The 25842-nt window shown below is 73.4% G+C and carries 20 protein-coding genes; 18 read left to right on the top strand and 2 right to left on the bottom strand.

The window, feature by feature from the left end:
• The first annotated feature begins 104 nt into the window (after positions 1–104).
• From ACLQ2U_RS04765 to ACLQ2U_RS04755, 3 genes are all read left to right on the top strand, one after another.
• Positions 105–1415, top strand: a complete 1311-nt coding sequence (locus ACLQ2U_RS04765) for a phosphatidate cytidylyltransferase (protein ID WP_425749345.1) — start codon at positions 105–107, stop codon at positions 1413–1415.
• Positions 1416–1519: 104 nt separating this feature from the next.
• Positions 1520–2671 (top strand): 23S rRNA (adenine(2503)-C(2))-methyltransferase RlmN, encoded by a 1152-nt coding sequence (gene rlmN / locus ACLQ2U_RS04760; protein ID WP_425749283.1) that lies wholly within the window; start codon positions 1520–1522, stop codon positions 2669–2671.
• 21 nt (positions 2672–2692) lie between these two features.
• Positions 2693–3754: a DivIVA domain-containing protein gene (locus ACLQ2U_RS04755; RefSeq protein ID WP_425749282.1), complete on the top strand. Its 1062-nt coding sequence runs from the start codon at positions 2693–2695 to the stop codon at positions 3752–3754.
• A 69-nt stretch (positions 3755–3823) separates the two neighbouring features.
• Here the strand turns inward: ACLQ2U_RS04755 and ACLQ2U_RS04750 are convergent, their stop codons facing one another.
• Positions 3824–4045 carry a DUF2631 domain-containing protein gene (locus ACLQ2U_RS04750; RefSeq protein ID WP_130332955.1) on the bottom strand — a complete coding sequence of 74 codons (222 nt, stop codon included), beginning with the start codon at positions 4043–4045 and terminating at the stop codon, positions 3824–3826.
• Positions 4046–4134: 89 nt separating this feature from the next.
• On the opposite strand from ACLQ2U_RS04750, the gene ACLQ2U_RS04745 reads away from it, so the two are divergent.
• The 3 genes from ACLQ2U_RS04745 to ACLQ2U_RS04735 all read left to right on the top strand — a co-directional run bounded on the left by ACLQ2U_RS04745 (position 4135) and on the right by ACLQ2U_RS04735 (position 7539).
• Positions 4135–5001, top strand: coding sequence for a tetratricopeptide repeat protein (locus ACLQ2U_RS04745; RefSeq protein ID WP_425749281.1), 867 nt, complete (start codon positions 4135–4137; stop codon positions 4999–5001).
• 128 nt (positions 5002–5129) lie between these two features.
• Positions 5130–6710, top strand: a complete 1581-nt coding sequence (locus ACLQ2U_RS04740) for a Rieske 2Fe-2S domain-containing protein (RefSeq protein ID WP_425749280.1) — start codon at positions 5130–5132, stop codon at positions 6708–6710.
• 202 nt (positions 6711–6912) lie between these two features.
• Positions 6913–7539 (top strand): TMEM175 family protein, encoded by a 627-nt coding sequence (locus ACLQ2U_RS04735; protein WP_425749344.1) that lies wholly within the window; start codon positions 6913–6915, stop codon positions 7537–7539.
• A 90-nt stretch (positions 7540–7629) separates the two neighbouring features.
• On the opposite strand, the gene ACLQ2U_RS04730 is transcribed toward ACLQ2U_RS04735, so the two are convergent.
• Entirely contained in the window at positions 7630–9231 is a 1602-nt protein-coding gene (locus ACLQ2U_RS04730) for a phytoene desaturase family protein (protein ID WP_425749279.1), read from the bottom strand.
• 199 nt (positions 9232–9430) lie between these two features.
• On the opposite strand from ACLQ2U_RS04730, the gene ACLQ2U_RS04725 reads away from it, so the two are divergent.
• The 12 genes from ACLQ2U_RS04725 to ACLQ2U_RS04670 all read left to right on the top strand — a co-directional run bounded on the left by ACLQ2U_RS04725 (position 9431) and on the right by ACLQ2U_RS04670 (position 25834).
• Positions 9431–9976 (top strand): GNAT family N-acetyltransferase, encoded by a 546-nt coding sequence (locus tag ACLQ2U_RS04725; protein WP_425749278.1) that lies wholly within the window; start codon positions 9431–9433, stop codon positions 9974–9976.
• Positions 9977–10606: 630 nt separating this feature from the next.
• Entirely contained in the window at positions 10607–11365 is a 759-nt protein-coding gene (locus ACLQ2U_RS04720) for a DeoR/GlpR family DNA-binding transcription regulator (protein WP_425749277.1), read from the top strand.
• Positions 11362–12420: a hypothetical protein gene (locus ACLQ2U_RS04715; protein ID WP_425749276.1), complete on the top strand. Its 1059-nt coding sequence runs from the start codon at positions 11362–11364 to the stop codon at positions 12418–12420. Before ACLQ2U_RS04720 ends, ACLQ2U_RS04715 begins: the two co-directional genes overlap by 4 nt.
• 80 nt (positions 12421–12500) lie before the next feature.
• Positions 12501–13712 carry a 1-deoxy-D-xylulose-5-phosphate reductoisomerase gene (dxr, locus tag ACLQ2U_RS04710; protein WP_425749275.1) on the top strand — a complete coding sequence of 404 codons (1212 nt, stop codon included), beginning with the start codon at positions 12501–12503 and terminating at the stop codon, positions 13710–13712.
• Positions 13712–14953 carry a M50 family metallopeptidase gene (locus ACLQ2U_RS04705; RefSeq protein WP_425749274.1) on the top strand — a complete coding sequence of 414 codons (1242 nt, stop codon included), beginning with the start codon at positions 13712–13714 and terminating at the stop codon, positions 14951–14953. The genes dxr and ACLQ2U_RS04705 overlap by 1 nt, the downstream gene beginning before the upstream one ends.
• A 9-nt stretch (positions 14954–14962) precedes the next feature.
• Positions 14963–16135 (top strand): flavodoxin-dependent (E)-4-hydroxy-3-methylbut-2-enyl-diphosphate synthase, encoded by a 1173-nt coding sequence (ispG, locus tag ACLQ2U_RS04700; RefSeq protein ID WP_425749273.1) that lies wholly within the window; start codon positions 14963–14965, stop codon positions 16133–16135.
• A 209-nt stretch (positions 16136–16344) separates the two neighbouring features.
• Positions 16345–17568, top strand: a complete 1224-nt coding sequence (locus tag ACLQ2U_RS04695; protein WP_425749272.1) for an MFS transporter — start codon at positions 16345–16347, stop codon at positions 17566–17568.
• 47 nt (positions 17569–17615) lie between these two features.
• Positions 17616–18455, top strand: coding sequence for a GNAT family N-acetyltransferase (locus tag ACLQ2U_RS04690; RefSeq protein ID WP_425749271.1), 840 nt, complete (start codon positions 17616–17618; stop codon positions 18453–18455).
• A 122-nt stretch (positions 18456–18577) separates the two neighbouring features.
• Entirely contained in the window at positions 18578–19351 is a 774-nt protein-coding gene (locus ACLQ2U_RS04685; RefSeq protein ID WP_425749270.1) for an ATP-binding cassette domain-containing protein, read from the top strand.
• Positions 19351–21501 (top strand): YhgE/Pip family protein, encoded by a 2151-nt coding sequence (locus ACLQ2U_RS04680; protein ID WP_425749269.1) that lies wholly within the window; start codon positions 19351–19353, stop codon positions 21499–21501. Before ACLQ2U_RS04685 ends, ACLQ2U_RS04680 begins: the two co-directional genes overlap by 1 nt.
• Before the next feature lie 92 nt (positions 21502–21593).
• The gene (locus tag ACLQ2U_RS04675; RefSeq protein WP_425749268.1) at positions 21594–22187 is read left to right on the top strand and encodes a TetR/AcrR family transcriptional regulator; all 594 of its coding nucleotides are present in this window, start codon (positions 21594–21596) and stop codon (positions 22185–22187) included.
• A 146-nt stretch (positions 22188–22333) separates the two neighbouring features.
• Positions 22334–25834 (top strand): ATP-binding cassette domain-containing protein, encoded by a 3501-nt coding sequence (locus ACLQ2U_RS04670; protein WP_425749267.1) that lies wholly within the window; start codon positions 22334–22336, stop codon positions 25832–25834.
• Positions 25835–25842: the final 8 nt, after the last annotated feature.

Here is a 25842-nt window from a genome sequence, read left to right as displayed (position 1 = left end):
CCGGCCGTCGGGCCGGGCAACCGGACGGAACAGTCACGCCTGTAGGGGATGGTCTTGGTCTTGCGTCATGTGGTGGAACTCGTACCGTTGCCGTTCGGTGCGTGATGTCCCACCTCGACCCCTACGGCGGCGCCGAGCCTCGCGGCTGGGACCGGCCGGACCGTCCGCCGGCACCGCCCTGGCCTGAGCGGGACGCCGAGCCGTGGACCCGGCAGTCCGGCCCCGACCTGTACGCCGGCCCGCAGGCCCGTCCGCACCCCCAGGCCCACCGCTACGACCAGCCGGACGTCGACCCGTACGACGCGCGCCGCGACGACCGGCTCGGTCCCGACCGCCCGATGCGCGACGACGAGCGCTACGACCGTGGCCGCCCGCCGCACGGCGACGACCGGTACGACCGCGGTCCCCGCCGGCCGGTGCGCGACGACGACGTCCCCACCTCGCAGTTCGCCCCGGTCCGCGACGACGACCAGCCGACCGCGCAGTTCCCCCTGGTGCGGGCCGACCGCGACCCCGAGCCGCAGCCGCCGGCCGGTCGCCGGCAGCGCGGGCGACGCCGGGCCAGCGCCGACCGGCCGGCGACCCAGCAGGCCCCGACCGGCCGGGCCGGCCGCAACCTGCCGGCCGCGATCGGGGTGGGCCTGGGCCTGGGCGCCGCGATCCTGGTGCCGCTCTTCTTCTACCTCCCGGCGTTCCTCGCCGTGCTGGCCGCCGCGGTCGGCGTCGGCATCTGGGAGATGGCCCGCGCCGTACGCCGCAGCGGCGCGCACCCGCCGCTGGTCCCGCTGATCGCCGGTGGCCTGCTCACCGTCGGGCTGGCCTGGTTCGCCGGGCCGGACGCGCTCAGCCTCGGCCTGCTGGTCACCGTGCTCGGCACGATGATCTGGCGGCTCGGCGACGGGCCGGCCGGCTTCCAGCGCGACGTCACCGCGGCCACCCTGATCGCGGTCTACGTGCCGTTCCTCGCCGGGTTCGCGGCGCTGCTCGCGGCGGTCCCCGGCGACGGGCACCTGCGGGTCCTGGTGACCGTGGTCGCGGTGGTGCTCTCCGACACCGGCGGGTACGCCGCCGGGGTGACCTTCGGCAAGCACCCGATGGCCCCGTCGATCAGCCCGAAGAAGTCCTGGGAGGGCTTCGCCGGCTCGGTCACCGCGGCGGCGGTCGGCAGCGCCCTGCTGATCTGGCTGCTCTTCGACGTGGCGCCCTGGTGGGGCGCGCTGTTCGGGCTGGCGGTCTCCGTCGCGGCCGTCCTCGGCGACCTCGCCGAGTCGATGATCAAGCGGGATCTCGGCGTGAAGGACATGAGCAATCTGCTGCCTGGGCACGGCGGCCTGATGGACCGGCTGGACTCGATCCTCTTCGCCGTTCCCACCGCCTACCTGTTGCTGGCGGTGTTCGTGCCGGTGGTGGGCTGAGGCATGAATCACGTCGGGCAGCCCGTGCGCTCCGCCTGCTGGCGGCCGATTCGGCACCTCCGGACAGGTGCGTCGGCCTTTCGGCGTGTCAGACTGGACGCGCCATGACGAGCCTGCCTGTGATCCCCGTAGACCCTGACGCCCCCGGACGTCGGCCCGCGATGCCGCCCCGCCACCTCGCCGACCTGGACCTGCCGGGCCGGCAGGCGCTCGTCACCGAGCTGGGGGAGCCGGCCTTCCGGGCAAAGCAGGTCTCCAACCACTACTTCGGCCGCCTGGTCCGGGATCCCGAGCGGATGACCGACCTGCCGGCGGCCACCCGGGAGCGGTTGGCCGCCGCCCTGCTGCCCGCCCTGCTCACCCCGGTCCGCGAGCTGGCCTGCGACGACGGCGCCACCCGCAAGGCGCTCTGGCGGCTGCACGACGGCTCGCTGGTGGAGAGCGTGCTGATGGGCTACCCGGACCGGGTCACCGTCTGCATCTCCAGTCAGGCCGGCTGCGGCATGGCCTGCCCGTTCTGTGCCACCGGCCAGGCCGGCCTGACCCGCAACCTCTCCACCGCGGAGATCGTCGACCAGGCGGTCTACCTCGCCGGGGTCGCCGCCTCCGGAGCGGTGGCCGGTTCGCCGCCACGCCTGTCGCACGTCGTCTTCATGGGCATGGGCGAGCCGCTGGCCAACTACTCGCGGGTGATCGCGGCGATCCGCCGGCTGGTCGCGCCGGCCCCGGAGGGGCTGGGCCTGTCGCAGCGGCACATCACCGTTTCCACGGTCGGCCTGGTTCCGGCCATCCGCCGACTGGCCAGCGAAGACCTCTCAGTGACCCTTGCGCTGTCGCTGCACGCGCCCGATGATGATCTGCGCGACGAACTCGTGCCGGTCAACCAGCGCTGGAAGGTAGCCGAGGTGCTGGACGCAGCGTGGGACTACGCGGCCCGGACGGGGCGCCGCGTGTCGATCGAGTACGCGATGATCAAGGACGTGAACGACCAGCCGTGGCGAGCCGACCTGCTCGGGCGGCTGCTGGCCGGCAAGTTGGTCCACGTGAACCTCATCCCGCTCAACCCGACACCCGGCAGCCGTTGGGACGCCAGTTCCAAGCCGGTCGAGCGGGAGTTCGTCCGGCGGCTGCGCGAGGCCGGGGTGTCCACCACGGTGCGGGACACCCGGGGCCGCGAGATCGACGGCGCGTGCGGGCAGTTGGCCGCCGCCGGGGACAGGGACACCGACGCGCCGCGCGGGCGTGACCGGGCGTAGCGAACGAGACCAGGAGACATAGTGGCGAGTCAGGGTCAGCGTTTCCGGCGTAAGGCGCTCCGCCGGGGATACAAGGTCGACGAGGTGGACGCCTTCCTGGACCGGGTCGAGGCGACGCTCGCCGGCCAGCCGGTCGGCGCGCCCGTGGCCTCCCAGGAGGTCCACGACGTCGTCTTCCGCGTCCGCTTCAACGGTTACGACGAGTGGCAGGTCGACCTGCACCTGGACCGGGTCGAGCGGCAGCTCGCCGAGCTTGAGGAGCGCGGCGGCCTCGGTGGCCGCGGCGGCGACCCGCGCGGCGCCGACCGGCTCGGCCCGCCGATGCGCGACGACCACCGGGGCCTGTCACCCGTGCCGCAGCCGATGCCGCCGCGCGCGATGCCGGCCCAGGCCGGTCCGCCGGACCACTACGGCAGCCGCTACGACGAGCCGACCGGTGCCTACGCCGGCGGGTACGACGCCCCCCGGGGTGGCTACGACGCGCCGCGCGGCCCGGGCGGGCCCGGCGCGGGCGGCCCGATGGGTCCGGGCGCCCCGATGGGGCACGGTGGCCCGCCGCAGCGCGGCCTGCCCGCCGGGCCGGGCGGGTACGGGCAGGAGGAGCCGCGGTTCGACGGTTTCGAGGCCGGCCGGCACGGCCGGGTTGACATGACCGCCGAGATCCGGATGCCGGAGCGGGACCCGCGCGACATGCGCGGCCGTGGCCCGGCCGGGCCGCCGCCGATGCCGCAGCAGGGGCTGGGCGGCCCGCCGATGGGTGGTCCGCCGCCGATGGCCGGCCCGCCGGTCGGTGGCCCGCCGATGGTGGGTCCGCCGATGGCCGGTCCGCCCGGCAGTGACCTGTACCGGGTCGACCAGATCCGCCGCAGGTTCCAGGTGCGCCGCTTCGGCAGCGGGTACGACCCGGACCAGGTCGACCGGTTCTTCGAGGCCCTGCTGGGCGGGATGCAGGGTCGCAGCCAGATGCCGGTGAACCCGAAGGACCTGGACACCCTGCGCTTCGGGCTGGTCCCCGGTGGCTACTTCGAGGCCGAGGTCGACGCCGCGCTCAAGGACGTGCAGGACATCCTCTTCGGCCGCTGACCGATGCGACGAGGGCCCGCCCCCACCCGGGGTCGGGCCCTCGTGCGTGACCTGGGTGCGTCGGCCGGGTCAGGACCGCAGGCCGTTGCGGCGCAGCACCGCGTCGCCGATGACGATGGCCAGCAGCAGCACGGCGATCCCGACCAGCCAGATGTCCTCGACCTTGCCCTCGTGGTTGCCGCACAGCATCGCCAGCAGCACCAGCGCGGTGAGCACCGCCCCGATCCGTCCGGACTTGCGGTGTCCGGGCTTGTGCTGATCTGGCGCGGTTACCGGCTCGCTTCCTGCCACTGTCGGTCCTTCCCTCGCAATCGGATCTCCGGTTAGTCTGGCACGCCCCGTGCCGGGACCGGCGCAGGGTCCGACCTGATGGGGGACGCATGACCCGCACGGACGACCGCGAGCTGTACGAGCGGGCGCAGCAGGCGTGGCACGCGGAGGACTGGCCGGTCGCCGGGGAGCTGTGGGAGCGCCTCGTGCGCCGGTATCCGGACATCCCGGCGGCCGAGGCGTGGTGGTACAACGCGGCGCTGGCCCACAAGTTCCTGCGCAACTGGGCGAAGGCGTACGAGCTGGGCCGGGAGGCGGCCGCGCGGGCGAAGCGGGGCACCGAGGATCCGGCGTTCTGGAACCTCGGCATCGCGGCCACGATCATGGAGGACTGGGCCACTGCCCGGGACGCCTGGCGGGGCTACGGGCTGACCGTGCCCGACGGCGAGGGGGAGATCGCGGCGGACTTCGGGGCCACCCCGGTCCGGCTGAACCCGGAGGCCGGCGGGGAGGTGGTCTGGGCGCAGCGGCTCTGCCCGACCCGGGCCCGGGTGCTGAACGTCCCCACCCCGGGGTCGGGCCGCCGGTTCGGCGAGGTGGTGGTGCACGACGGGGCGCCCAACGGCGAGCGGGAGGTCGACGGGCGGGCGTACCCGGTCTTCGACGAGCTGCTGCTGTTCCGGGCCTCCGAGCTGCCCACCACCACCGTCGAGGTCACCGCCGGCACGCCGGCGGACGTCCGGGCCCTGGCGGACCTCTTCGACGAGCACGGGTACGCGGCCGAGCCCGCCAGCGGCGTGCGGACGATCTGCGCGTGCTGCAGCGAGGGGAGCGTCAGCCAGGACCGGGACCACCAGGTCGCCGGCGGGCAGCGGGTGCACCTGGCCGCGCCGGTCGACGAGATCCCGGCGCTGCTGGCGAGCTGGCGTGCCGCCGCGCCGGAGCGGCGGAGCTGGACCGGTCCGGTCGAGGACTGACCGCGCCCGGGTCGTTGGACCCCTCTTCGGCCGGGCGCAACGGCACTACCGGCGTCGCGGGTTGGCGTCCAGACTGCCTCCGGTAGCGTTTGACGTACACCTTGATTGTCGTTTTGAGGGGGACTGCGGTGCGAGTGACCGGTACGGGACATGCCAGCATGCGGATCGACACGGCCGCGGGCAGCATCCTGTGCGACCCGTGGGTCAATCCGGCCTACTTCGCCTCCTGGTTCCCCTTCCCGGACAACTCCCTGCTCGACTGGGAGACGCTGGGCCAGGTCGACTACCTGTACGTGTCGCATCTGCACCGGGACCACTTCGACGCGGCGCACCTCAAGCGGTACGTGTCGAAGGAGGCCACCGTCCTGCTCCCCGAGTTCCCCACCTCGGAGATGGAGGACGAGCTGCGGGAGCTGGGCTTCACCAGGTTCCTCAAGGCGCCGAACGAGCAGGTCGTCGAGCTGGACGGCGGTCTGAAGATCATGATCCAGGCGCTGACCAGCCCGACCGACGGCCCGATCGGCGACTCCTCGCTCTGGGTGGAGTACGACGGCGTCCGGCTGCTCAATCAGAACGACGCCCGCCCGACCGACCTGAGCGTCTTCGCCGAGCTGGGTCACGTGCACGCGCACCTGCTCCAGTTCTCCGGCGCGATCTGGTACCCGATGGTCTACGAGCTGCCGCAGGCGGCGAAGACGGCGTTCGGCAAGCAGAAGCGGGACCGGCAGTTCGACCGCACCTGGCGCTACATCGACGACCTGAAGGCCGACCACGTCTTCCCGATCGCCGGCCCGCCGTGCTTCCTCGACGACGCCCTGTGGCAGTTCAACGACATCCACGGCGACGAGGGCAACATCTTCCCCGACCAGTCGGTCTTCCTCTCCGAGTACGCCAAGGTCGGCGGCACCAACGGGATCGTGCTGCTGCCGGGCAGCGTCAGTGAGATCACCACCGAGGGCGCCAGCACCACCCATCCGGTGCCGGTGGAGGAGTTCTTCGCCAACAAGACCGCCCACCTGGAGGAGATGCGGGAGCGCAAGCGCCCGGTCATCGAGGCGGAGAAGGCGTCCTGGCGGCACCCCGAGGTGGACGTGCTCGGCGAGATGAAGCGCCGGATCGAGCCGCTGCTGGACGAGTCGATCTACCTGGCCAAGGGAGTCGGCGGCCCGGTCCGCTTCGACCTGGTCGGCTACGACGGCGAGAGCGTCGAGTCGATCGTGGTGGACTTCCCGGGCAAGGAGGTTCGCCCGTACGCCGACGAGAAGGTCCGCTACCGGTTCCGTACCGAGCGGTCGCTGATCGAGCACCTGCTGCACATCGGCGAGGTGGACTGGGTCAACTCGCTCTTCCTCTCCTGCCGCTTCTCGGCGGCCCGGATCGGCCAGTACAACGAGTTCGTCTACGCGTTCTTCAAGTGCCTCTCCGAGGAGCGCCTGCAGTACGCCGAGGGCTGGTACGACGAGCACGAGCGGACCAGCGACTCGGAGGACATCACCCTCGGCGACTGGGTGGTGCAGCGGCGCTGCCCGCACCTGAAGGCCGACCTGACCCGGTTCGGCATCGTCGAGGGCGACCAGCTGACCTGCCAGCTGCACGGCTGGAAGTTCGACATGGCCAGCGGCCGCTGCCTGACGAGCGTCGGCCACAAGATCCGCGCCCACCGCGCCGACGAGCAGACCCCCGCCCCCGCCGACGAGGCGCTCAGCTGACGGCCCGGCCGGGGCCCGCCGACGCGGTGCCCCGGCCGGAACCCCCGATCCGCGCCCGCGCGGTCCCCTCGCTGGGCGACCATGCAGTGGTGGGCGGCGAAAGCCGCAGGCGGGCACCGACCGGACACCGGCGAGAGCGGGGCGGGGCGTGACGGGGGCAGACGCCAGGGAGCGGGAGTACCGGTACGGGCGCGACCGGGAGATGGCCCGGGACGCCTCCCGGGTGGAGGCGATCAGCGACGGGATCTTCGCGGTCGTGCTGACGGTGATGGCCGTCGAGCTGCTCCAGTACGGCCCCGCCCGGGCGAGCGGGAAGGCGCTTCCCGACGCCCTCGCCCAGGCCTGGCCGTCCTACCTGGCGTACGTGATCACCTTCGCGATCGTCGGCCACATCTGGCTCGCCCACCACAACATGTGGCGGTACGTGGTCCGGGTCGATCAGACGATGCTGGTGTTCAACCTGCTCCTGCTGCTCTTCGTCGCCGCGATCCCGTTCACCGCCGACCTGCTCTCGGACAACCTGCGCAGTGGCGTGACCGAGCAGCGGCTGACCGCTGTCCTCTACGTCGGCACCCTGCTGAGTGAGGCGCTCTTCTTCAACCTGAGCTGGTGGTGGGCGCGCCGGCGCCGGCTGCTCCACCCCGACCTGGATCCCCGGCTGGCCCGGGCGGTCGCGCGGCGGTTTCTGCTGCGCCCACTGCTCTACCTGATCGCCTTCGCCTTCGTCTTCGTCGACCCGATCCTCAGCCTTTTCCTCTACCTCGCATTCGTCGGCCTCTACCTCCTCCGCGGCCCCGGCAACCTCCCCGGCTCCTCCACCGCGGCATAGATCCCGCGATCTTGCATTTCCTGCCCGGACATAAGGCGCAAAAGCCGTGAAGGGCGGGCTCAAAGTGCAAGATCGCGGGGGGGGGGGGGGTCAGCGGCCGAGGTCGGTGAGGATGCGGCGGGCGGCGTTGTGGCCGGCGGCGCCGATCACGCTGCCGGCGGGGTGGCAGCCGGCGCTGCCCGCGTAGACGCCGTCGATCCCCGTGGCGTAGGGCATGCGGTCGGTGAAGGAGACCGTGTTGTCGACGTGGTGGATGTGCCCGCCGGTGATGCCGAAGTGCGCCTCGATGCCGGGCGGGGGCAGCGGCACCGCGTCGGCGATCAGGTCGCCGGCGCCGGGGGCGTACCGCTCGCAGATGGCGATCAGCTTGTCGACGTAGCCGGGCAGCGCTTCCTCCCAGGTGGTGCCGGCCAGCTCGTAGGGGACCGACTGCACGAAGAGCGCCGACGAGTGGTGCCCGGCCGGGTCGGACAGGGACGGGTCGACGGTGGTGTGCAGGTACCACTCGATGGTCGGCTCCTCGGGCAGCCGCCCGGCCTGTACGTCCGCCCACATGCCGCGCAGCGCCGCCATCGGCGGTTCACCCTTCCCGCCGACCAGCGAGGCGGAACCGGGCAGCAGGTGGATGGTGGAGCCGAACGGGCTGGGCGCGCCCTCGGGCAGGCAGGAGAAGCGGGGCAGCCCGGTCAGCGCGAGGTTGAGCTTGAGCGTGGTGCCGGTGCGGCGGACCGCCGCCATCCGCTCGCCGAGCGGCGCCGGCAGCGCACCGCCGGGCAGCAGGTCCATCAACCGGTACGGGTCGCAGGCGCCGAGGACCACCCCGGCGGCGACCTGGCGGCCGTCGGCCAGCACGACGCCGGACGCCGCGCCGCCGTCCAGGGTCACCCCCGCCACGGGCGTACCGGTGACGATCCGGGCCCCGGCGGCGCGGGCGGCCTCGGCGAAGGTCCGGGAGACGGTGCCCATCCCGCCCTCGGCGATCATCCAGGTGCCGCCGGCGCCGGGGAGCCGGCACATGTTGTGCGCCAGGAAGTTGTGCCCGGTGCCGGGGTCGTCCGGGCCGGCGTTGAGGCCGGAGAGGCCGTCGGTGACGGCGTACATGCTGACCAGCAGCTCGGAGCGGAACTCGAAGCGGGCCAGGTGGTCGGCGACCGAGCCGCGGACCAGGTCGACGAAGACCTGCCGCAGGGCCGGGCGGACGTACCGCTCGGCGGTCTCCTCCACCGGCAGCGGTTCGGCCAGCCAGGCCGGCGCCAGGTCCTCGCGCAGCTGGGCCAGCTCGGCCTGGAGCGCGTCGTCGGCGGCCACGTCGGCGGGGGAGAAGAACTCCGCGAGCTGCTGCCGGGTCGCCGCCTGGTCGCTGCCCATCAACAGGTACGGCGAGCCGAGGCCGCCCGGGGTGGGCAGGAAGTAGTGCGGGTCGCGGCGGAGCACCGGGATCCGGACGTCGAGGGTGGCGAGCAGCTCCGGCGGCATCAGCCCGAGCAGGTACGACCCGGTGGAGTGGCGCAGCTCGGGGACCTTCGGGAACGGGTTCTCGGTGCGCGTGGCCCCGCCGATCACCTCCGCCGCCTCCAGCACCAGCACGTCCAGCCCGGCCCGGGCCAGCAGGATCGCCGATACCAACCCGTTGTGGCCGGACCCGACGATCACGACGTCGGCTCGGGTCGGCAGGTCGCTCGCTTCGCTCATGGCCCGGCAGCATAGTGCGTTGGTGGCTCCGGTGGGAGGGAGGCGGCCGCCTCATGATCGGCACGGGTGGCCGCGCGGATGGCGCGCCAGCGGGACAGGGCGAGGGTGGCCGAGTAGCCGCTTCGCCCGCTGCCATGCGTCGCCCACCGCTATCTTCTTCCCCCGCACGAACCCCGGGCACGCATTACGATCCGGCGGCATGACCGTGCTCACCACCGGGCGCCTGGTGCTGCGGGACTGGACCGACGCGCCGGCGGACCTGGACCGGATCTTCGACATCTACTCCCGTACCGAGATCACCCGCTGGCTGGCGGCGTCCGGTCTGCCGCTGACCGCGCCGGCGCAGGCCGCCGAGCGGCTGCGGATCTGGCGGGACCGGCACGCCGGCCACGGCGGCCGGTACGGCACCTGGGCGATCCAGGTCCGGGACACCGGCACGGTGGCCGGCACGGTGATCCTCAAGCCGCTGCCCGGTGCGGACGGCGTGACCGAGACCGCCGACGTGGAGGTCGGCTGGCACCTGCACCCCGACTCGTGGGGCCACGGGTACGCCACCGAGGCGGCCCGGGCGGTGCTGGCCCGCGAGTTCGCCGTCGGCGCCCGGGAGGTGTACGCGGTGGTCTCGCCCGGCAACGAGCCGTCCATGGCGGTGGCCCGCCGGCTCGGCATGACCCACCTCGGCCGGCGCACCGACTGGTACGGGGGCGAGGTGCTGGAGACCTTCGTCCGCAGCACGGACGACTGACGGCCGGGGGCAGCGGGCGTGGCGCCCGGACCGTATCGTCTTCCGCCGTGATGATCCGTTTCGAGACCCAGCCGGACCGACGGCGGCTCACCGCCGCTCTGCGCCGGGCGTACCGCCGGACCCTGGTCCTCGCCTGGAGCTGCCCGCTCATGCTGCTCCTGCCGGCCCTCACCTGCGTGCTCACGGGCGATGCGCTGGAGGCCGTCCCCTGGGTTGCCGGCGCGGCGGTCCTGACGCCGCTGTCCCCGCTGATCCTCCGGACCATGGTCCGGGCCAACTGGACGATGTACGGCATCCCGATCACCTGGACCTTCACCGACGAGGGCGTGCACTCCGCGAACGCGCTCAGTGAGGGCCTGGTGCGGTGGGAGGCGCTGAGCGGGGTGCAACTGATCCCGGGCCACCTGCTGTTCCGGCTCGGCCGGCACCAGGTGTTCCCCGTCCCGATCGACGGGTTGGAGGCGGAGGAGCGCGCCGAGCTGTTCGCTTTCCTACGTGGCCGGGGCCTGCTCACCGCGGCACCGGACGAGTCCTCCTCCCTCCCGGACCGCCCCCCAGCCGTAGCCATCCCGCTGACCGTTCAGTCATGCCCACTGCGCGATCAATCACGGGCACCGGTAGCCTGGTCGTATGGAGACCGCTCAGCGACGTGCAGGCATCCTCCGGCTGCTCGAGCAGTCAGAGAGCATCACCGTGGCGGATCTCGTCGAGCAGCTCGGAGTGTCGGAGGCGACCGTCCGACGCGACCTCGTCCGACTCGACCAGGAGGGCGTGCTGCGCCGCACGCACGGCGGCGCGCGCAGGATCGCGTTGCGCGGGGTGGCGACACCGTTCTTCGCCCGGTCGGCAGTGAACCACGACGCGAAGGTCCGTATCGCCGCCGCCGCTGCCGACATGGTCACCAGCGGCGAGAGCGTCATCCTGGACAGCGGCACCACCTGCCTGGAGGTGGCGCGACAGCTCAGGGTGAGCGACGTGCGCGTCATGCCGCTGTCGCTGCGCTCGGCGGCCGTCCTCGGCGAGCTGCCCGACCTGCGGTTGACGATGTGCGGTGGTGACATCCGGCCACACGAACTGTCGTACAGCGGGGCGCTCGCCGTCAGCAGCATCGCCAGGATGCGGTTCGACACGGCGATCATGTCGTGCTGCGGATTCTCCTTCCGCGAGGGCCTCACCTCCTACGACGCCGAGGACGCCGCGGTGAAGGCCGCCGCCATCCGGTACTCGGCCAGGGCGATCCTGCTGTGCGACGAATCCAAATGGGGCAGGACCACCTTCGGGTGGGCGGCCGACGCGAGCCAGCTCACCACCATCATCACCGATCACACACCCACCGACGCCGAGCGCGCCGAGGCGCACCAGCACGGCGTGGAGGTCATCACCGTATGAGCCTGCCCGCCGCCCTCACCGACAGCGCGCTGATCGACGTCACGGCAGTCGAGAGCTGGGACGAAGCGCCCCTCTATCTCTTCGTCGGCATCAGCACCGCGGGGTCGAGCATCCACACCGCGTTCCCGCTCTGGGCGCCGACGTTCGCGCCCGGCGCCGTCCTCCGTGGCGTCGACCTGCCCGCGACCACCGACCCGGCCGAGTTCCGCCGGCTCGCGATCGCGATGCGAGACAACCCGCTCGTGCGCGGTGCGGTCGTCACCAGCCACAAACTCCGCATGTACGACGCGATCACGGAGCTCATCGACCACGCCGACCCGCTCTCGGCGATCACCCACGAACTCAACGCACTGGACACCCGTGACGGCATCCACGCATTCGCCCGCGACCCGCAGTCGCTCGACATCCTCCTCGGTGCGATGACCCCCGAATGGATCGGCCCCGACCGCTCCATGATCTGCATCGGCTCCGGCGGGGCCGCCACCGCGCTGATGCTCGCGATGGGGCTCGACATCCCCGCCACGATCGCGTCCGGGCACGCGACACCCCGCACCACACAGGGCCGCCGCGGGTCGCTCACCATTCTCGGCATCGAGCGGCAGGCGCTCGCGGCCATGCGCGTGGTGCGGCAGCGCGCCGGCATCCTCGACGCGGACGTCACCACCGCGATCGCCGCGACCCCGGACGTCACCGGCACGTACACCCGGCGCGCCGATCCGGGCACCGTCATCGTCAATGCCACCGGTCTCGGCAAGACCAGCCCCGGATCACCACTGGAACGGCCCGCGGACCTTCCACCCGGCGTTCTCGCCTGGGACTTCAACTACCGGGGAACACTCACCTTCCTGCAGCAGGCCCAGGAGGCCGGGACGGCCACGATGAACGGCTGGGACTACTTCCTCGCCGGCTGGACCGCCGCACTCGCCGCGATCACCAGCACCGAGGCCACCACCCACCTGTTCGACCAGATCAGGAGGCTCTCGACCGGACTGCGGCGCGAAGGCGCCACGAACGGACCGCACCGCCCCGGGTCCGATGGAGTCCTCAGACCGTGACCAGGGCTTTCTGTTCGGGCCGGTGGTCAGCGGAGGAGGCTCCCAGCGGGCGCACAGTGGCGTCGGGGCAGAATGGCCGCGTGACTTCTCCCCGAGATCTCGTCCTGCTCGGTTCCACCGGCTCGATCGGCACCCAGGCCATCGACATCGTGCGGCGCCACCCGGACCGGTTCCAGGTGGTGGCGCTCGGCGCTGGCGGCGGCAACGTCGAGCTGCTCGCCGCGCAGGCCCTCGAACTCGGCGTGGACGTGGTCGGCGTGGCCAAGGCCACCGCCGCGCAGGACCTCCAGCTCGCCTTCTACGCCGAGGCGAGCCGGCGCGGCTGGGCCACCGGGGACTTCAAGCTGCCGAAGATCGTCGCCGGCCCGGACGCGATGACCGAGCTGGCGCAGTGGCCCTGCGACGTCGTACTCAACGGGGTGGTCGGCTCGCTGGGGCTGGCGCCGACGCTGGCCGCGCTGCGCGCCGGTCGTACCCTCGCCCTGGCCAACAAGGAGTCGCTCGTCGCCGGCGGCCCGCTGGTGAGGGCCGCGGTGACGCGGCCGGGGCAGATCGTCCCGGTGGACTCGGAGCACTCGGCGCTGGCCCAGTGCCTGCGCGGCGGGACGCGCGGCGAGGTGCGCCGGCTGGTGGTCACCGCCAGCGGCGGGCCGTTCCGGGGCCGCCGCCGCGACGAGCTGACCGAGGTCACCCCCGAGCAGGCGCTGGCGCACCCGACGTGGAACATGGGTCCGGTCGTCACGATCAACTCGGCCACCATGGTCAACAAGGCGCTGGAGGTGATCGAGGCGCACGAGCTGTTCGACGTGCCGTACGCCGACATCACCGTGATGGTGCACCCGCAGTCGGTGATCCACTCGATGGTCGAGTTCGTCGACGGCTCCACTCTCGCCCAGGCCAGCCCGCCGGACATGCGGCTGCCGATCGCGCTCGGCCTGGGCTGGCCGGACCGGGTGCCCGAGGCCGCCGCCGCGGTGGACTGGACCACGGCACACACCTGGGAGTTCGCCCCGCTGGACGACGACGCGTTCCCGGCGGTCGCGCTGGCCAAGGCCGCCGGTGAGACGGGCCGCTGCCGCCCGGCGATCTACAACGCGGCGAACGAGGAGTGCGTCGAGGCGTTCGTCGCCGGCCGGCTGCCCTTCCTCGGCATCGTCGACACCCTCCAGCGGGTGTTGGAGGAGGCTCCCGATTTCGGCGAACCAGGTACCGTCGAGGACGTGCTCGCGGCGGAGTCGTGGGCGCGCGCGCACGCGCAGGAGATCATCTCGGGGACGGGGAAGGAAGCCTGATGCTCTATCTGCTCGGGGTGGTGGTGATCGCCCTGGGGATTCTCATCTCGGTGAGCCTGCACGAGGCGGGTCACATGCTGACCGCCAAGGCGTTCGGGATGAAGGTCACCCGCTACTTCGTCGGCTTCGGCCCGACCCTCTGGTCCTTCCGGCGCGGCGAGACGGAGTACGGCGTCAAGGCGATCCCGCTCGGCGGGTTCTGCAAGATCGTCGGGATGACGCCGCAGGACGACGACGTCGACCCGGCCGACGAGCACCGGGCGATGTGGCGCTACCCGGTCTGGAAGCGGACGATCGTGATGTCCGCCGGCTCGATCACCCACTTCGCGCTCGCGATCATCGCGATCTGGCTGGCCGCGATGTTCATGGGCATGCCGAACAAGGACATCCCCAACCCACTGCCGGCGTACGTCAAGGTCGTCGACTGCATCCTCCCCGACGGCGCGCAGCGCGAGTGCGCAGCGGGTGACCCGGTGAGTCCCGCCAAACAGGCCGGCCTCCGTGACGACGACAAGATCCTCGCGGTGAACGGCACCTCGGTGGTCGACTACAACGCCCTGATGAAGACGGTCCGGGCACTGCCCGCGGACAAGCCGGCCACGATCCGGTACGAGCGTGACGGCGTCCCGGGAAAGGTGCAGGTCACACCCGCCGGAGTGCATCGCAAGCCGCTCGACGACCCGGACGGTGCCCCGGTCATGGTCGGCGTCGTCGGCGTGGTCGGCCCGTCGCTGCCGCCGGGCGTTCCGGCCAACGTCACGTACGGCCCGGTCGAGGCGATCCCGGCCACCGCCGGCTACACCAAGGACCTGGCCGTCGGCACGTACGAGGCGATGAAGCGGATCCCCGAGAAGGTGCCCGCGCTCTGGACCGCCATCACCGGTGGTGAGCGGGACAAGGACACCCCGATCAGCGTGGTCGGCGCCAGCAAGCTGGGCGGCGAGGCGCTGGCGAACGGCTTCTGGCAGATGCTGCCCCTACTCTTCATCTCGCTGAACTTCTTCGTCGGGGTGTTCAACCTGCTGCCGCTGCTACCGCTGGACGGCGGTCACATCGCCATCGCCTGGTACGAACGGGCCCGTTCCTGGCTGTACGCCCGGATCGGCCGCCGGGACCCGGGCCGGGTGGACTACCTGAAGCTCATGCCCCTCACGTACGCGGTGATCCTGGTCGGTGGCGCGTTCACGCTGCTGACCGTCACCGCGGACATCGTCAATCCGATCACGCTCTTCACAAGGTGAGTGCCTGAAGTGACCGCTGTCAGCCTCGGTATGCCCGCCGTACCGCCCCCGCCGCTCGCCCCGCGCCGGGCCAGCCGCCAGATCATGGTCGGCTCGGTGCCGGTCGGTGGGGGTGCGCCGGTCTCGGTGCAGTCGATGACCACCACCCTCACCTCCGACATCAACGCCACCCTCCAGCAGATCGCCGAGTTGACCGCCTCCGGCTGCCAGATCGTCCGGGTCGCCGTGCCCAGCCAGGACGACGTGGAGTCGCTGCCGGCCATCGCGAAGAAGTCGCAGCTCCCGGTGATCGCCGACATCCACTTCCAGCCCAAGTACGTCTTCGCCGCGATCGACGCCGGCTGCGCCGCGGTCCGGGTCAACCCGGGCAACATCCGGCAGTTCGACGACAAGGTCAAGGAGATCGCCAAGGCGGCCGGCGACGCGGGCGTGCCGATCCGGATCGGCGTCAACGCCGGCTCGCTGGACAAGCGGCTGCTCGCCAAGTACGGCAAGGCCACCGCCGAGGCGCTGGTCGAGTCGGCGCTCTGGGAGTGCTCGCTCTTCGAGGAGCACGGCTTCCGGGACATCAAGATCTCGGTCAAGCACAACGACCCGGTGGTGATGATCCGGGCGTACCGGCAGCTGGCCGAGCAGTGCGACTACCCGCTGCACCTCGGCGTCACCGAGGCCGGGCCGGCGTTCCAGGGCACCATCAAGTCGGCGGTCGCCTTCGGCGCGCTGCTGGCCGAGGGGATCGGCGACACCATCCGGGTCTCGCTCTCCGCCCCGCCGGTCGAGGAGATCAAGGTCGGCAACCAGATCCTGGAGTCGCTCGGGCTGCGCGAGCGTGGCCTGGAGATCGTCTCCTGCCCGTCCTGCGGCCGCGCCCAGGTGGACGTCTACAAGCTCGCCGAGGAGGTCACCGCCGGCCTGGAGGGGCTGCCGGTGCCGCTGCGGGTGGCCGTGATGGGCTGCGTGGTGAACGGCCCAGGTGAGGCCCGCGAGGCGGACCTCGGCGTCGCCTCCGGCAACGGCAAGGGGCAGATCTTCGTCAAGGGCCAGGTCATCAAGACCGTCCCCGAGGGGCAGATCGTCGAGACGCTGATCGAGGAGGCGCTCCGCCTCGCCGACGAGATGGGCGCCGAGCTTCCCGAGGAGCTGCGCGGCATGATCACCGGCCCCACCGTCACCGTCCACTGACGCCTTCGCGGCGTCCGTCGAACGTCGCGAACGCGCTTTTGGAGAATGAGTGGCCATTCCGCGCGGAATGGCCACTCTTTCTCCATACGAGGCCCACCGTGCCCGGGGGGCGGTGTCACTCGGATTCGGCGAGGATGGCGTAGAGCTTGCGGCGGGTCCCGCCGACCGCAGGGCAGAAAACCGTACGTACGTCTTGCTAGGGTGTGGGAGTGCGCCTGCTTCCCGAACCGGGCCCGGCCCGGACCCTCGCCCTCTCCACCCTGGTGAACACCGTCGGCCGGGGCACCTGGCTGACCGTCAGCGCGCTCTTCCTGACCCGCTCGGTCGGCCTGTCGGTGGCCCAGGTCGGCCTCGGTCTCACCATCACCGCGCTGGTCAGCCTGGTCGCCAGCACCCCGATGGGCTACCTCGCCGACCGGCACGGCCCGCGTGGCATCCAGCTCGCGGCGCTGCTCGCCTCCGGCGTGTTCACCGCCGCCCTGGTGGCCGTCCGGTCGTTTCCGACGTTCCTGGTGGTCGGCGTGCTGATGGCGGTCGCGGACGCGGCCAGCCGGGGTGCCCGGGGCGCGCTGATCGCCGGGGCCGTCCCCGCGGACCAGCGGGTCCGCACCCGCGCCTACCTGCGCGCCGTCACCAACGTCGGGATCTCGGTCGGCGCCGTGGTCGCCGGCGTCGGTCTCGCGGCGGACACCCGGGCCGCCTACGTCGCGCTCATCCTGCTCGACTGCGTCACCTACCTGGTGGCGGCGGGGATCCTGCTCCGGTTGGCGCCGGTCCCGCCCGTCCCGGCGCCCGCGCACGGGCCGCGGTTGATCGCGCTGCGGGACCGTCCGTTCCTGGCCTTCACCGTCCTCGACGGGCTGATGTCGATGCACTTCGGGCTGCTCAACATCGCCCTGCCGCTCTGGATCGCGGACCACACCACGGCCCCGCACTGGCTCATCTCGGCCTGCATGCTGGTCAACACCGTGATGGTGGTGCTCTTCCAGGTCCGCGCTTCGCGCGGCACCGAGGACCTGTCCGGGGCGGGGCGGGCCGCCCGGCGGGCCGGCGTGGTCATCGCGGTCGCCTGCGCGCTCTTCGCCGCCAGCGGGGGCGTGTCGGCCCCGGCCGCCGTAGCGCTGCTGCTGGCCGGGGCGTTGGTGCACGTGGTCGGCGAGCTGTGGCACGCCGCGGCGGGGTGGGGGATCTCCTTCGGTCTCGCCCCGGCGCACGCGCAGGGCCAGTACCAGGGGGCGTACGGGATGGGCATGCAGCTCGGGGGAATGGTCGCTCCGGTGGTGGTGACCAGCCTCGCGGTCGGCTGGGGATGGCCCGGCTGGCTGCTGCTGGGCGGGCTGTTCCTGCTGCTCGGGGCGCTGCTCCCGCCGGTCGTCCGGTGGGCCGCCCGGACCCGGCCGGTCGAGGTCGCGCCGGAACCGGCCGCCGTCTGACCCGGTAGGCCGGCGCACCCCCGGCCCGATCTGGCAGGCTGATAGCCGTGCTGACGGTGCCGGTACGTCAACTGGGGGAGTCGGAGCGCCGCGCGGTCGAGCGGCTGCTCGACCTCGACCCGTTCGCGGGCGCGCAGGTCGCCGAGCGGGTCGAGGCCCGCGGCCTGGCCTGGTGGCGGGCCGAGGGCCGGATCCTCGGGTACGGCGCCCGCCGCAACCTGGAGTCGATCTGCTGGCTCGGCGGCAACCTCACCCCGGTCCTCGCCTCGGAGCCGGCCGTCGCCGCCTTCGCCGAGCAGCTCGCCGCCGAGGAGCGGGTCTGCTCCTCGATCGTCGGTCGGGCCGACGCGGTGCTCGGCCTCTGGGACCGGCTCGCCGGGCACTGGGGGCCGGCCCGGGACGTCCGCCCCAACCAGCCGCTGCTGGCCACCGACGCGCTCCCGCAGGTGGCCGACGACCCCGGGGTGCGCCCGGTACGCGCCGGCGAGGTCGACCGGCTCTTCCCGGCGGCCGTCGCCATGTACACCGAGGAGGTCGGCGTCTCGCCGCTGGCCGAGGACGGCGGCCGGGCCTACCGGCGCCGGGTGACCGACCTGGTCCGGACCGGTCGGGCGTACGCCCGGTTCATCGACGGCCGGGTGGTGTTCAAGGCCGAGCTGGCGGTGGTGACCCGGCGGACGGCCCAGGTCCAGGGGGTCTGGGTGGCTCCCGAGTGGCGGGGCCGGGGGATCGCCACGTCGGCGATGGCCGCGGTGGTGCGCGACGCGCTGCTCCGGGTGGCCCCGACGGTCAGCCTCTACGTCAACGACTTCAACCTGCCCGCCCGCCGCGTCTACGAACGCTGCGGCTTCCGCCCGGTCGGCACCCTGGCCACCGTGCTCTTCTGACCCGTCCCGCCCGCCGGCCATGGCGGGAATCACGTCTCCCGACCGACCCGAACCGGACGTCCGGCGCTACGCTGGGCATGTTTTTGTACTGACCGGTCAGTTTAAGCAAGTCGGGATGTCGCATGGTGATCGTGGAAGCCGCCGGGCTGGGTCTGCGGACCCGGCGGGGCTGGGTGTACCGGGACGTCGACCTGACCGCCGAGGCCGGTGAACTGCACGCGGTGACCGGCCCGCCCGGCAGCGGGCGTACCTCCCTGGTGCTCGCCCTGGCCGGGCGCTTCCCGCACAACACCGGCACGCTGCGGACCCGCGGGCCGGCGGCGCTCGGTCAGGTGGCCGGGGTGCACGAGCCTGACCCCGCGCTCACCGTCGCCGAACACCTCCAGGAGCGGCTGCTGCTGCTCGGCCCGGTGCCACGCCGCCGCCGCCAACTGGTGCCGGTTGCCGCCGTGCGGGCTCGCCGGGCTTACCGGCGGGACGCCTACGCCACCGCGATCTCCGGCGCCGGCCTCACCGGCGACGTACCCCTCGACCCGGACCTGCGCGGCCGGGACCTCACCCCGGTGCAGCGGCAGGTCCTCGGCCTGGTGCTGGCCACCCTGAGCGGCCCGAGCCTGATCGTCGCCGACGACGTCGACGCCGGCTCGGACGCCCCCGAGCGGGCCTGGCTCTGGGCCGCGCTGGCCCGCCTCGCCGACCAGGGGTACGCGGTGGTCGCCAGCGCCCGCGCGGTCGAACCGGGATCCCGGGCGATCGTGCACCGGCTCGACGACCCCACCCTGCCGGCCCGCACCGACCTGACCCTCCCGCCGACCGCGTCCGCCGCTCCGGCCGCCCCGGCGCCCGCGCCCGACGAAGAACCCACCCTCGACACCGTCAACGCAGAGGTGAACTGATGAGTGTCTTCCGCCTCGCCCGCTTCGAGCTGCGCCGGATGACCCGGGGCCGGCTGCCGCGCGCCGCGCTCGCCGTCCTCACCGTGATCCCGCTGCTCTACGGCGCCCTCTACCTGTACGCCTTCTGGGACCCGTACGGGAACATGAACCGCATCCCGGTGGCCCTGGTGAACGCCGACCGGCCGGCCACCGCCAGCGACGGCGGCGTCGTGCACGCCGGGCAGGACCTCACCGACGAACTGCTCGACCGCAAGGTCTTCGGCTGGACGGTGACCGACGCCGACGACGCCGACGCCGGCCTCCGCACCGGCCGCTACCACCTGGTCTTCGCCATCCCGGCCGACTTCTCCGCCACTCTGGTGGCCAGCCCCGAGCCGGACCGGCCGGCCCGTCGCGGCGAGCTGAAGGTGGTCAACGACGACGCCACCAACTACCTCTCCGGCCTGCTCGCCCGTTCCGCGTTCAGCGAGATCCGGGCCGCCGCGGCGGAGAGCGCCGCCAGCGGCTATTTCGACAAGATGCTGGTCGGCTTCACCGACGCCAAGGCCGAGACCGGCAAGGCGGCCGACGGGGCCGGGCAGCTCGCCGACGGGCTCGGCACCTCCCAGGACGGGGCCGGGAAGATCGCCGACGGCCTCGACCGGTCGGAGGCCGGCGCCGGGCAGCTCGCCGACGGGCTGGACAAGTCGGCCAGGGGCGCCGACGACCTCGCCAGCGGGCTCGACCAGCTGCGTACCGGCGCGGTCCAGCTCGCCGACGGCAGCGCCCGGGCCGCCTCCGCCACCCGGGCCGCCGCGAAGCAGGTCGACGCCGCCGCGGACAAGGTCGAACCGGTGCTGCGGGAGAACGCCGACACCATCGAGGAGGCCGCCACCGCCATCGCCGAGGGCGCCGACGCGCTCGCCACCGGCCTGGACGCGCTGCCGGCGAGGGCCGACCAGGCGGTCACCGAGGCGGAGCAGGTGCGCGACCGGCTCGACACCCTGGTGAAGGAGCACCCCGAGCTGGCCGATGACCCGAGCATGGTCGCCGCCCGCACGGCCGCCGACGAGGCGGTCACCGCCGCGAAGGCGGTGGTGTCCACCCTCGGCTCCACCGACCTGGACGCGCTGCGGGCGCGGATGGCGAAGGTCGCCGCCACCGCCCGCGAGGTGGCGGCCGCCGCGCCGCACCTGGCCGACGACGTCGCCGGCGCTCGGGCCAAGGTCGACCAGCTCGCGGACGCCCTGGACAGGATCGCCGACGGCAACGCCAGGCTGCGCGACGGGCTCGGCGGCGCCGCCACCGGCGCCGACCAGCTGCGCGGCGGGCTGTTCCGGCTCGCCACCGGCGCCCGCGACCTGGACGGCGGGCTCGCCCAGCTCAGCGGCGGCAGCGGCAAGCTCGCCGCCGGCCTCACCAGGCTGGAGGGCGGCGCCGGCCAGCTCGCCGACGGGCTCGCCGCCGGCGAGAAGAAACTCCCCGGGTACGACGACGCGGCCGACCGCGCCGGCATCCTCGGTGACCCGGTCTCCCTGGACCGGCAGTCCCACCACCCCGCCGGCTCGTACGGCGTGGGCTTCGCCCCGTACTTCCTCGGCCTGGCGCTCTGGGTCGGCGCGATGATCACGTACATGCTGCTGCGGCCGGTCAACCGGCGGCACGTCATGTCCGACGCCTCCGCCTGGCGGGTCGCGCTCGCCGGCTGGCTGCCCGCCGCGGCGATCGGACTGGCCCAGGCCGGGGTGCTCTTCACCGTGGTGACCCTGGTGCTCGGCCTCGACCCGGTGCGCCCCGGCACGACGCTCGGGCTGCTGGCGCTGACCTCGCTGGCCTTCACCGCCATCATGCAGTGGCTCGGGGCGCAGCTCGGGCCGGCCGGGCGGCTCGCCGCGCTGGCCCTGCTGATGCTCCAACTCACCTCCTCCGGCGGCACCTACCCGGTGCAGACCTCGCCCGGCTTCTTCCAGGCCATCCACCCCTGGCTGCCCATGTCGTACGTGGTGCAGGGGCTGCGGCACACCATCAACGGCGGACCGGTCGCCACGGTGGTCACCGGCGCGGTGGTGCTCGCCGGCTTCGGCGCCGGGGCGCTGCTGCTCACCGTCGGCGCGGCCCGCCGGTCCCGGCGGCTGACCCCGGCCAGACTCCACCCCGAACTGACCATGTGAGGATGCTGATGGGCCGGTCCACGGCGCGACAGCAGGCGGCCTCCGGCACGCGCCCCACCGGCGCGTGCCGGAGGGGCGAACGGGGAGGTCGAGTGACGGACGGACGGTCGCGGCGGCGGGAGGACACCCGGCAGCGCCTCTTCCTGGCGGCGGTGCAGCTCATCGCCGAGCAGGGCTTCTCCGCCACCACCGTGGACGACATCGCGGCCCGGGCGGGAGTGGCCAAGGGCACCGTCTACTACAACTTCGAATCCAAGACGGCACTCTTCGAGGAGCTGCTGCGGCACGGCATCGGCCTGCTCACCGCCGACTTCCGCGCCGCCGTGGCCGGCCTGCCCCCGCGCGAGGCCCTCGCCGCCCTGGTCCGAGCGGAGCTGGAGTACATCCGGCGCTACCGGGCCTTCGCCCAACTGCTGCTGTCCGAGATGTGGCGGACCAACCGCGAGTGGCAGCAGACCCTGCGGCTGCTGCGCGGCGAGGCGATCGAGGTGATCGCGGAGACCGTCCGGGCCGGGGTGGACAGCGGCGACCTGCCGCCCGACCTGGACGTGCGGACCGCCTCGTCGGCGCTCTTCGGCGTCGGCCTGGTGGTGGCCGTGGACTGGCTGGTCTTCCAACCCGACCGGCCGATCGAGGACGTCCAGGAGGCGCTGCTCGGCATCGTCCGCCGGGTCGCCCAGACCTGACCCCGCGGGGCGGGCGCGGCGGGGCCGCCACGCGTCCGGGGTGGGCCGCCACCGGCCGGAGCGCGGTAAATGCGTTGAGCGGTCGCCGCCGGACGACCAGGCTGGGGAGACCGCCCCCACCCACCCGAGTCCGGAGGGACCGTCCCATGCGCCTGCTCCGCGATCTCTGGGCCACCGCGCCACGCCGCATGACGGTCGTGGCCCTCCTGGTCATCCTCGCCGCCGCCGGCCAGGCGGCCGCCTCGGCCCTCGCCGGTCCCGTCCTGGTGCAGCGGTCGGCCGGCTGGTTCGTGGGGCTGGTCGTGGCGCTGGTCGCCGCCGTCGTCAGCGACCTCATCATCGGGCTGCTGATGGCCGGCCTGACCGCCGACTGGTCCGCCGACGTGCGCCGCCGGCTCTGCCGCGTGGCGCTCGGGCAGGACCTGCCCACCCTGGAGACCACCCCGGTCGGCGAGCTGCTCGACCGGATCGACAACGACGTCTACCAGGTCGCCGCCGAGATGCGGAACACCGGCGTACGGCTCGTCCAGGGGCTGGCCGTGTGCCTGCTCTCCACGGTCAGCGCCCTGTTCGTCTGGTGGCCGGCCGGCGTCGGCATGGCCCTGCTGACCGCCCTGCTCGGCGTGGTGCTGCGCCGCCCCACCGCGCGCATCGGCCCGGCCCGGATGGCCGAGGAGGAGGCCTGGTCGGACCTCGCCGCGGTGATGGAAGAGGCCGTGCACGGCCAGGACGACGTCCGGACCAGCCTGGCCCGGCCGTACGTGCTGCGGCTCTACGCCCGGCGCGCGGCCGAGGTGCTCGCCCGGGGCCGCCGGGTGTTCCTCATGTCGGCCCGGGTCACCACCATCGCCGCCGGCGGCATCCGGGCCGGCGTCGCCGCCGTGGTGCTCGGCGGGGCGTGGGCGCTGGCCACCGGCCGGGTCGACGGCGCCCGGCTGACCGCCATCTGGCTGCTCGCCATCGGGTTCGGGGCGACCGTCGAGCACATCGCGCGCTGGGTGCCGCACCTGCAGTACGCGCTCGGCGCGTGGGCCCGGGTGCAGCTGCTCCAGGACGCCCGACAGGAACCCGCCGGCGGGGCCGCCCCGGCCGAGGGCGACCTGACCGTACGCGGGCTGACCTTTCGCTACCCGTCCACCGGGGACGCCGAGCGGGGTCCCGCGCTGCGCGACGTCCGGCTCGCCTTCGCCCGCGGCCGGTCGTACGCCCTGGTCGGGCGGACCGGGTCGGGCAAGTCGACGCTGACCAAGGTGCTCACCCGGGCGGTGGAGGTGCCGCGCGGCACCGTCTACCTCGGCGACACCGACCTGGTCGACCTCGACGTCGAGCGGCTGCGCCAGTGGGTGGCCGTGGTGCCCCAGCGCACCGAGATCCTCGCCGGCACGCTCGCCGAGAACGTCGCGCTCTTCGATCCCGAGCTGCTCGACGACGCCACCCGGGCGCTGGAGGAGCTGGGACTGGCCGGCTGGATCGCCGAGCTGCCCGACGGCGTCCGGACCCGGCTGGGCGAGGGCGGGCACGTGCTCTCCGCCGGCCAGGAACAGCTGGTCGCGTTCGCCCGGATCCTGGTCCGCGACCCGCACGTGGTGATCCTCGACGAGGCCACCGCACGGCTCGACCCGGTCACCGAGAACCGGGTACGCCAGGCCACCGAACGGCTGCTGACCGACCGGATCGGCATCGTCATCGCGCACCGCCTCAGCTCGGTGCGCCGCTGCGACGAGGTGGTGGTGATGGCCGACGGCGCGGTGCTGGAGGCCGGACCGCTGCGTGAGTCGGAACGCTTCGCCGAGCTGCTGGCCACCAGCCGTGCCACCGCGTACGCCCCGGCGGGCGCGGGACGGGGCGGGGTGGACCTGCTGCCCGCGCCGGGCGGGGAATGGGACACCGGCCCGGAGGAGGCGGCCGCGCCGGCGGAGGCCGAGCGGGCGGTGGTCGTACCGAAGACAGACCCGCCGCCGCTGCCCCCGGCGCCGCCCGCGCGGACCATGCGGGAGATCCTGCGCCTGGCCCTGAACGACCCGCGGTACGGCCTGGTCTCGGTCGCCATGTTCGTCGTCATGTTGCTGCTCGGCCTGGACGGCGCGGTGCTGCCCTGGCTCTGGGCGGACGTGGTCGATGGTGGCAGCCCCTGGCTGCCGGCGCTCGGCATCGTCGCCGCGCTGCTGGTCGTCCTGCCGCTGCCCTTCTACACCAACCTCTGGTTCCCGCAGTGGTGGATCCGCCAGATGCTGCGGATCAGCCTGCGCCTGGTGCACGGACAGACCGGCCCGCGCCGGGTCAGCGGGCACACCCCGGCCGAAGTGGTGGCCCAGGGCGGCGACACCGAACGGGTGGTGCAGCTCGCCGACAACCTGGTGGACCAGCTCATCGCGCTGGTGCTCCTGGTGAGCATGACCGTGGTGACCGGCAGCCTCGTGCCGGGGCTGTTCTTCGTCGGCACGATGGTGGTGTCCGGGCTGGCCGCGACGCTCTTCGGCCCTCGGCTGGAACGCTCCGCCCGGGGCACGGTCAAGGCCCGGGCGGCCTTCGCCACCGCGCTGGTCTCCTCGCTCTCCGCGGCCCGGACGGTGAAGCTCGCCGGCGCCACCCGCCCGGTGCTCGACCACCTGTCCGGGCTGGACATCGTGCGCAGCGACCGGCAGCGCCGGGAGATCTCGATGCAGGTCTGGGCGCGCTCCACCCCGTCGGTGGTCAGCGGGCTGCTGCCGATCGGGGCCTGGGCGCTCTACCTGACCGGCGGGCTCTCCGCGGGCGCCACGCTGGTGGCGGTCTCCACCCTCGGCGCCGCACGATGGTTCGCCTGGACGACGGCGTCGCTGGTCTCCCACTACCCGTCGGCGCGGGTCTGGACCCGGCGCACGGTCGCGATGTCCGGGGTGGGGGCGTACTCGGCGGCGGTGCCGGGAGTGGACCTGGCTGCCGGCGCCGCGCCCGCGCCGGAGCCGCCGGCCCGGCACCCGCTGCGCCGGCTGGAGCTGGCCGGCTTCGGGGCGCTGCACACCGACGGTACGCTCGCCGTCCGGGACGTCGACCTGACCGTCGAGCGCGGTCAGCTGGTGCTGGTGGTCGGGCCGGTCGGTTCCGGCAAGTCGTCGCTGCTGCGCGCCCTGGCCGGGATCGTGCACCACACCGGTGCGCTGCTCTGGAACGGCGAACGGGTCACCGAGCCGGAGCTCTTCCTCCGCCCGCAGCAGGTCGGGTACGTCGGGCAGCTGCCCCGGGTGCTCTCCGGCACGGTGGTGGACAACATCGCCCTCGGGCACGACGTGGACGCCGTCGGGGCGGTGGCGACCGCCCAGCTGGAGCACGACCTGGCCACCGCCGGGGGCGGGCTCGGCCTGCTGATCGGGCACAAGGGGACCCGGCTCTCCGGCGGCCAGCTGCAGCGGCTGGCGCTGGCCCGGGCGCTCGCCCCGCGTACCGAGCTGCTGGTCGCCGACGACGTCTCCTCGGCGCTGGACGTCACCACCGAGCTGGCGCTCTGGGCGGCGCTGCGCGAGCACGGGGTGACCGTGGTCGGCTCGACGTCGAAGCGGGCGGCGCTGGTCCGGGCTGACCACGTGGTGGTGCTCCGCGACGGCGCGGTGGCGGCGCAGGGTCCCTGGCGCGACCTGGAGGACCGCTGGGGCCACCTGGCCGGCTGAGCCCGCCC

It is taken from the genome of Micromonospora sp. DT47 (genome assembly GCF_049844475.1).
GTDB lineage: Bacteria > Actinomycetota > Actinomycetes > Mycobacteriales > Micromonosporaceae > Micromonospora.
This window is presented reverse-complemented; position numbering and strand designations above follow the sequence as displayed.